The organism is Dolomitihabitans soli, assembly GCF_022213955.1.
GTDB lineage: Bacteria > Actinomycetota > Actinomycetes > Streptosporangiales > Streptosporangiaceae > Streptosporangium_A > Streptosporangium_A soli.
In genome coordinates this window covers 69442-76981 of sequence record NZ_JAKNTW010000044.1, presented here as the reverse complement: position 1 = coordinate 76981, position 7540 = coordinate 69442, and the positions used below count along the sequence as shown (strand labels likewise).

Below are 7540 nucleotides of genomic sequence, written 5' to 3'. Positions count from 1 at the left end.
GGCCATCGCTTTGTTCTCCTTCGATCTTGTACTTTCGCACTCGAAGGATCACGCGATGGCCGTCCTCATTAACGACGCCACGCCTGTCACCAGGCCAAACTCATACACCACTTCCGTGGACGCAACCCCCGTCCACTTCTCACCCCTGAAACCACCCTTGGTCCCACCACCGATTTCGACGTGTACCTGGATGGTTCCGAGCTGGCCAGCACGCTCGGGGAAGTCCATTTGTTCCTGGCTCACTCCACCAACCGCCCCCAGCACACCATTCCGGCGGTGGATTTGCTGAGGTCCGCTCACGATCTTCGGGCTTCGGAGCGTACCCGTAGTCGGGTCTTCGACCTCATCGGCCTGAGCCGCGCCTACCTGGCCATGGGCGAGCCGGAAGCCGCCGCGATCGCAGCCTCCACGGCATGCCTGGTCCTTTGATGCAGGCTGCCTCCGCTTATGAGTCGGGGTAGGCCTCGGGCGCTATTCAGCCCGCTGGCCTGCGACTATCAGTCCTCGGATGCTTCCTGATTAGATGGGAAGGTTGTTCGGAGGGATGATGGGAGGGGTAACGAGAAGGCTAAGTATCAGTGCCGATGTAGGCGGCGCGGTCGGCGATGGGCAGCCACTGGCGTCCGGGGTCGAACGGGTGGAACCGATCCTCGACGAAGCGGGCGAGCTGCGTCAGCACCGGGTGATGGTTCTGCCGTTGACGGAGCAGCGAACAGGGGTACATGGGCGCCGGGTCGACCACCGGGATCTGCACGGTGCGCATATGGCTGGGCAGGCGGCACCACTCCCCGACGAGCCCGGTCCGCTCACCCGAGCCGATCTCTTCGACGTAGTACTCCCAGCCGAAGTCGGGGCCTGAGGCGTCGATGCGGACGCCGAACTCGGCGCCGAAGAGATCCCAGTAGTCGGCCCACTCGCTGCCGTCGGCGTTGCCGGGCATCCACACGGTCATCCCCGCGAGCCGCCCCGTCTCCACCTGCGGCAGACCGGCCAGGGGATGGTCGCGGCCCACCAGCAGGTGCACCTGCTCCAGGTAGGCGGGCGTGGACACCAGGTCGTCCCCCAGCGGCCCGGCGGCCCGCGCGAAGGCCGCGTCCACGGACCCGTTCGCCAGTGCGGTGCGCGCGGACCGGAGCCCGTTGGAGGTGATGATGTCGATCTCGGCGTCCGCGGTGGTCCGGTGGAAGGCACGGATCACGTCGATGGCCGCGAGCCGGGTGTCCAGGACGTCGACGCGCAGCGACCGGCGCCGGTTGCGCAGAATCTCGAACGCCTGGTCGGCGAGGGCGACGAGGGCGCGCGCGTGGTTGAGGAACGCCCGGCCGTCCTGGGTGAGCTCGGCACCGACGCGGGTGCGGGACAACAGCCGCACGCCGAGGTCGGACTCCAGCTTCGCGACGCGCTTGGAGACGGCCTGCTGGCTGATGCCCAGCGCGGCGGCGGCTTCGCTGAAGTAGCGCTCGTCGGTGACGGTGACGAAGGCGCGGACCGCCGCGAGGTCCAGGTCGGCCGCAGGAACCACCGATGGTTGTGGATGATCGGCGTGTCGGTTGTTGGACAACCCGGCTTCCTCTCGGGTCGAATGCGGGGTCATCGCGGCAGCCTACAACCAGGGGGCGTGGATACCGATGGGGTCCTTCGTGCATCTCCACGTGCACACCGAGTACAGCATGCTCGACGGCGCGGCCAAGGTCGGTCCGCTGATGGACGAGGTGGCGCGGCTCGGCATGCCGGCCGTGGCAATGAGCGACCACGGCAACGTGCACGGGGCGTACGAGTTCTATCGGACGGCGCTCAAGACGGGCATCAAGCCGATCATCGGCATCGAGAGCTACGTCGCGCCCGCCTCGCGGCACCACCGCAAGCCTGTCTACTACAGCGACGACCTGTCGCTGCGCCGCTCGAACGACGACACCGGTGAGGGCGGTGACGTCTCCGGGCGCGGCCTGTACACGCACATGACGATGTGGGCGGCGGACGCCCGGGGTCTGCGCAACCTATTCCGTCTGCAGTCCCGGGCGTGGCTGGAGGGTCATGTCCAGAAATATCCGCGCATGGATGATGAGCTGCTGGCCGAGCACGGCCACGGCATCATCGCCACGACCGGCTGCCCCTCCGGCGAGGTGCAGACCAGGCTCCGCCTCGGCCAGTACCCCCAAGCAATCGAAGCCGCCGCCCGTTACCGCGACATCTTCGGTAAGGACAACTACTTTCTGGAACTGATGGACCACGGCCTCGCCATCGAGCGCCGCGTCCGCGACGAGCTCCTGAAACTCGGCAGAGAGCTCGCGCTGCCGCCCCTGGCCACCAACGACTCCCACTACGTCACTGAGGACCAGGCCCAGGCCCACGACGCGCTGCTGTGCGTCGGCACCGGAAAGCGGCTCGCCGACACCGACCGCTTCCGCTTCGGTGGCAGCGGCTACTACGTCAAGTCCGCAGAGGAGATGCGTGCCCTGTGGGATACCGAGGTCCCCGGCGCCTGCGACAACACGCTGCTGGTGGCCGAGCGCGTCGGCGACTACGGCGAGGTGTTCGCCCACCGCGACCTGACGCCGCGCTTTTCCGTGCCCGAGGGCGAAAGTGAGTCAAGCTGGCTGCGCGAGGAGACCCTGCGGGGCGCCCGCCACCGTTACGGCGGGCACCCGCCGCGGGAGGTACTGGAGCGCATCGACTACGAGCTGTCGGTCATCGACGCCATGGGCTTCCCCGGCTACTTCCTGGTGGTCGCCGACATCTGCCGGCACGCCCGGGAGAACGGCATCGGCCTCGGCCCCGGCCGCGGCTCTGCCACCGGGTCGATCGTCGCCTACTGCACCGGTATCACCCAGCTGGACCCGATCGAGCACAAGCTGATCTTCGAACGCTTCCTCAACCCTGAGCGCGTCACCATGCCGGACGTCGACCTCGACTTCGACGACCGGCGCCGCGACGAGATGATCGACTATGTCACCCGGAAATACGGCGAGGACCGCGTCTGCCAGATCGTCACGTTCGGCACCATCAAGGCCAAGGCCGCGGTCAAGGACTCCTGCCGGGTGCTGGGCCTGCCGTACGCCCTGGGCGACCGCATCACCAAGGCCTTCCCGGCCGCCGACGGCGGCAAGGAGATTCCGCTGGCCGCCATCCACGACGTCAGCAACCCGCGCCACGGCGAGGCGGCCGAGCTGCGCCAGATGTATGAGCAGGAGCCCGACGTCCGGCGGGTGGTCGACACCGCGACCGGCATCGAGGGCCTCACCCGTGGCACCGGCATCCACGCCGCGGGCGTGATCCTCTCCTCCGACCCTCTGCTCGACGTGGTGCCGCTAGTCAGACCCAAGGCGGATGGACCGGTCATCACCGGCTTCCCGTTCACCCAGGCCGAGGACATGGGCCTGCTGAAGATGGACTTCCTCGGCCTGCGCAACCTCACCGTCATCGGCGACGCGATCGCGAACGTCCGGGCCAACAAGGGCATCGACGTCGACACCCTGGAGATCCCGCTGGACGACGCGACGACGTACGAGCTGCTGGCCCGCGGCGACACCCTCGGGGTCTTCCAGCTGGACAGCGGCGGCATGCGGGTCCTACTCCGGCTCATGCGGCCGACCACCTTCACCGACATCGCCGCGGTGAACGCGCTGTACCGGCCCGGCCCGATGGAGATGAACGCCCACACCAACTACGCGCTGCGCAAGACCGGCCGGCAGCCGGTCGAGCCCATCCACCCGGAGCTGGAGCGGGCGCTGGAGCCCATCCTCGGCGACACCTTCCATCTCGTCGTCTTCCAGGAGCAGGTGATGGCCATCGCCCAGCAGCTCGCCGGCTACTCCCTCGGCGCCGCCGACATGCTGCGCCGGGCCATGGGCAAGAAGAAGAAAGAGGTGCTGGACGCCGAGTGGGACCGCTTCTCCTCCGGTATGCGCGGCCGCGGCTTCTCCAGCGAGGCGATTAGAGCCATCTGGGACGTCCTGGTGCCCTTCAGCGGGTACGGCTTCAACAAGTCGCACACCGCCGGGTACGGCCTCGTGTCGTACTGGACCGCCTACCTCAAGGCCAACCACCCCTGCGAGTACCTGGCCGCGCTGCTCACCTCCGTCGGCGATGACAAGGACAAGATGGCTGTCTACCTGGCCGACTGCCGCCGCATGGGCATCAAAGTGCTACCCCCGGACGTCAACGCGAGCCGGCTGGACTTCGCCGCGGTCGGTTCCGACATCCGCTTCGGCCTAGGAGCCGTCCGCAACGTGGGAACCGGTGCCGTGGACGCGATCGTCGCCGCCCGGGAGGCTAGGGGCAAGTACACCGACTTCAACGACTTCCTCACCAAGGTCTCCTCCGTCGTCTGCAACAAGCGCGTCATCGAGTCGCTGGCCAAGTCCGGCGCCTTCGACAGCCTGGGCCATCACCGCCAGGCCCTGGTCGCGGTGCACGAGCAGGCCGTCGATGCGGTCGTCGACCTCAAGCGCAACGAGGCCCACGGCCAGGACTCGCTGTTCGGCGAGCCCGGCGAGAACAGCGCCTTCTCGACCGCGATCCCGCAGGGCGAGTGGGACCGCGCCACCATGCTCGCCTTCGAGCGCGAGATGCTCGGCCTGTACGTCAGCAGCCATCCGCTCGACGGAGCCGAACACGTCCTAGACGCCAACCGCGACACCACCATCGCCGACCTGCAGGCCTCCGGACGGCAGGACGCGGCCGTCCGGATCAGCGGTATCGTCTCCGGCCTGCAACGCAAGATCACCAAGCAGGGCAGCCCCTGGGCGATCGTCACCCTCGAAGACCACGACGCCGCCGTCGAGTGCCTCATCTTTCCCAAGACCTACACCCTGTACGGCGAAGCGCTCGCCGAGGACCGCGTGATCTCCGTCCGAGGACGAGTCAACGTCCGCGATGAGACGCTGAGCGTATACGGCGAGGACATCAAAATTCTCGACGTCTCCCACGCGAACGCCGAGCCACCCGTGGTGCTCTCGATTCAAGAGAGCCGCCTGAACTCGCGCGTCGTCGGAGAGCTCAAGCACATCCTGACCACCCACCCCGGCCGCGCGCCCGTCCACGTCCGCCTGCACCGCCAAGGCGCCAAAGGGCTGCTGCTGAACCTGCAGCCCTTCCGGGTCACCCCGGATCCGGCCTTCTACAGCGATGTCAAGGCGCTGCTCGGCGCCGGCGCCATTTGGCAGGGCTAAGTCATGCCACTGCAAGTGGCATGGATAGAGCCCAAAAGCCGCTGGCCGGGCTGCGGTCGTTGACCGCACTCAGCAATCGGGTCGAGGTTGCTCGCTTATCAGCGCACGCACCCGCTCGGCCCGGGCAACGCTCGTCGCGGCGCAGCGGCGCATCGTGGCGGAGTTCTTCGATGTGGACAAGTCACGCTCAATACCGCCGTTGAGGCGGCCCCAGGCCGCCCTTCTGCTCGGTCAGTTCGCCAATCCCGGCCGGGGTTTCGCCGCGGTCGTGGTCGGTGAGCCTCAGCGGGCTTTCTACGGTAATCAGTTCGGGTTGACCTTCCCGTTGTTCGAGCACTGTGACGTCCCGCTGTGGGTGCCAGAGGTCGGGAGACCGATCGATCCCGCCAACGAGGCGCACGAGCTGATCATGTCGATGTTCGGTGGGATCAGCAAAGGCGAGCGGCACCGAATCAAGATCCGTGTCCAGTCTTCCATGGACCTCCAGGTCGGTCAGGGTCTGCTCGCCGCGCCCGAACCGCGCCCGGCGGCCGAGCCCGCGCAGTTGTGCGGCCTGCTCGTCGGAGACGGGGAACTTCAGCGGGCCGATACCGTCGACCGCCACCGACAGATCGGTCTTGGAGAGCTGCGACAAACGCTCGACGCGGCCGGCTTCGCCAGCTCTTCGAGCAACGCGCGTGCTGGAATTCTGAAGAACTCACGTCATTGCAGGCCACTCAGCCTGCTGCGCTTGCTCGGCAAGATTTTTCGTTAATCTCTTCCGGAGTGGGTTGCGCTTCGAGAAAATCCTGCGTTGCAGGCAGGCGTTCACTGAAGTGTTTCTGCCAATCCTTGCTACTGACGTATTTTTGCAAGGCGATTCGGAGGCGTTCGCAAGTATCATGATTTCCCTTGGGTATCGCGAATCCCGTGGATTCGCGATGGCCGAACTCGATCTTCTCGATAAGTTTAGTATCTTGTTGCTCCGCTAACTGCATGCCGGCGAGGGTCAACCGGTCTCCGGCGATCGCGTCCACTGCACCCCGATATAGGCTGGTGAGGCAGCCACCAAGACCCCGTTCCGCGATGATCTGTGCCCCCTTTTCGGCCTTCATCAAAGAGTCGAATGTTGTCGAACCCGCAATCGTACATACATGCCGCCCGGAAAGGTCGGAAACGTTTTTAATACCTGTTTCTTGGCGACGAACTAATACGCCCAGTCGCGAGGACGCGAGCGGACCGACAAAGTCGACTATGCTTTCTCTTTCTGGAGTTATGCTCAGCGTGCCGGCGATGTGAACATCGCGACTCATCAGCGTGTTTATCGCATTTTCTCGCGCAATCTTTTTGAATGTAATACCTCCCTTGAAGCTGGCAAGTTTAAGCAGTTCCGTGATTACGTCTTCGTTGTAGCTCGAATCTGCTCCGTTATTGCGATTTCCTTCGTCGTCTTGCCAGACTCCCGCCACTACGCGCGTGGCATCGAGGAATGAGTCTGGTGCCTGGGGTACGTAGGTGCTGCCCTGGAGCAAAGCGAGCGGCAACATCGCGAGCAGGACACGGCCGGTCTTCGCCGCAGCGCTCGGCGGCTTCTTGCGGGAGCGGGAAGTGGCCGGACGGGGTCCTTGTTGAGAGGACAGTCGGGTGACAGCAGGTGGGGGTGGGGGCGGGGGTTTGATCGGCCCCCGTGTCACGGTGAGGTTTCCGGCGGCGCCGACGGAGCGGCGTTGCGGGCGGGGGAGGCCTCGGCCAACCAGTTCTTGGTCGATGTGGCGGTGGATCTGATCCAGGGTGAGCGGGCCGGGTATGCGTAGTGCGTTCAGCAACGCTCCGGTGAAGGCGGTGTTCCGGGCACCGAGTGGGGCGTGAGAGAGGGAGTTGGCAGGCGTGGACGTCAAGGTATAGGTGCCCGCCAGATCAAGCTGCCCCAGGGCGAGGCTCCTCCGGTTGCTCATGACTGTGACGGCTTGGCCGGAGAAGCAGCAGTCCAGTAGGAGCACGCGGGCTTTGGCGCGAGCGCTACCGACCATGCGTTTGACAAGGTCGACGTGGATAGCGGAAAAGCCGACGTTTTCGGCATTCGTGCTGGTCAGAGCGAAGTGCAGCACTCCGGTGTCGTCGAGCACCCCGTGTCCGCAGTAATAGACCAGCAGCAGATCCTCCGCCTCGCGGACAGCGGTGGTCAAGGCCACGCCGACAGCGGCCTGATCTGCGGGATCGGCCAATGCCTGACAATGATCGGCTGTGAGGAGGCCGTGCACGGGATGCGTCAGCACTTGGCGCAGGTCTTCCAGATTCGTGCGCACAGCCGGGATGTCAGGCAACTCCGGGTCGCGGAAGGCACCTGCCCCGATGAGCACCGCCCGGCTGCCCCCACCATCCAGGAGCGG

The 7540-nt window shown here is 65.9% G+C and carries 5 protein-coding genes; 3 read left to right on the top strand and 2 right to left on the bottom strand.

The features are described 5' to 3' along the window. Positions 1-180 precede the first annotated feature (180 nt). Positions 181-429, top strand: coding sequence for a hypothetical protein (locus MBA17_RS46110; protein WP_238505111.1), 249 nt, complete (start codon positions 181-183; stop codon positions 427-429). 139 nt (positions 430-568) lie between these two features. On the opposite strand, the gene MBA17_RS46105 is transcribed toward MBA17_RS46110, so the two are convergent. After that, positions 569-1594 (bottom strand): LysR family transcriptional regulator, encoded by a 1026-nt coding sequence (locus MBA17_RS46105; RefSeq protein ID WP_238505109.1) that lies wholly within the window; start codon positions 1592-1594, stop codon positions 569-571. 34 nt (positions 1595-1628) lie between these two features. Between MBA17_RS46105 and dnaE the strand changes: the two genes are divergently transcribed. Both dnaE and MBA17_RS46095 read left to right on the top strand, forming a co-directional pair. Beyond that, positions 1629-5171 (top strand): DNA polymerase III subunit alpha, encoded by a 3543-nt coding sequence (gene dnaE, locus MBA17_RS46100; protein ID WP_238505107.1) that lies wholly within the window; start codon positions 1629-1631, stop codon positions 5169-5171. Positions 5172-5325: 154 nt separating this feature from the next. Next, positions 5326-5925: a serine integrase family protein gene (locus MBA17_RS46095; protein WP_238505103.1), complete on the top strand. Its 600-nt coding sequence runs from the start codon at positions 5326-5328 to the stop codon at positions 5923-5925. Here the strand turns inward: MBA17_RS46095 and MBA17_RS46090 are convergent. After that, a complete protein-coding gene (locus MBA17_RS46090) occupies positions 5888-7510 on the bottom strand; it encodes a caspase, EACC1-associated type (protein WP_238505101.1) in 1623 nt (540 codons plus the stop codon). The two genes, MBA17_RS46095 and MBA17_RS46090, sit on opposite strands and share 38 nt — an antisense overlap. Between the last annotated feature and the right edge of the window lie 30 nt (positions 7511-7540).